The 543-nt window shown below is 40.7% G+C and carries 1 protein-coding gene; it reads right to left on the reverse strand.

The annotated features are described in order from the left end of the window. On the reverse strand, window positions 1-543 hold a 543-nt coding region (locus E1958_RS19785; RefSeq protein WP_133513388.1), incomplete at both ends, for a DEAD/DEAH box helicase.

Here is a 543-nt window from a genome sequence, read left to right on the forward strand (position 1 = left end):
TTATAAAACTCATCAATAACAAATAAATCAATATCAGGAAATTGTTCGTAGTCCACAACTCGCTCTTGAGTGAAAGTATAAATATTTCTTTCCCCAGGTTCTTGCGAGTGGTGAGTGATAATCTTGAAGTTGTCTCTAAACTTGGCGAAACGTCTACGGGTCTCATCAATCAGGGCTATTGTAGGCACTACAATAACAATGTTCTGATAATTTCCTGTAGCTATTAATGCATCAATTATCAAACTTTTACCAAAGCTCGTTGGCGCACTTAAGATAACATTCTTTCCAGACAGGAGTAGTCTATATACTTTTCCTTGGACACGGTGGAAAACTATGCCGTCCCGCTCCATATTCAGTGGCTTGTGGTATTCGTAAGCGATTTGGTCTTTTATGGATAGCGACTCCTCATCCATGTAGGGAAATAGGCCGGTTTCTCGGACAAGGGCATCAATTAAAACAGATGACTCCCCGAATAGAGCCTTGTGTTCCAGGGCTCTAAGAACAAGTTCTTGAACGGCAGTATCATTAGGGGATGAATTCCTT

It is taken from the genome of Candidatus Thiosymbion oneisti, assembly GCF_004359955.1.
Taxonomy (GTDB): Bacteria; Pseudomonadota; Gammaproteobacteria; order Chromatiales; family Chromatiaceae; genus Thiosymbion; species Thiosymbion oneisti.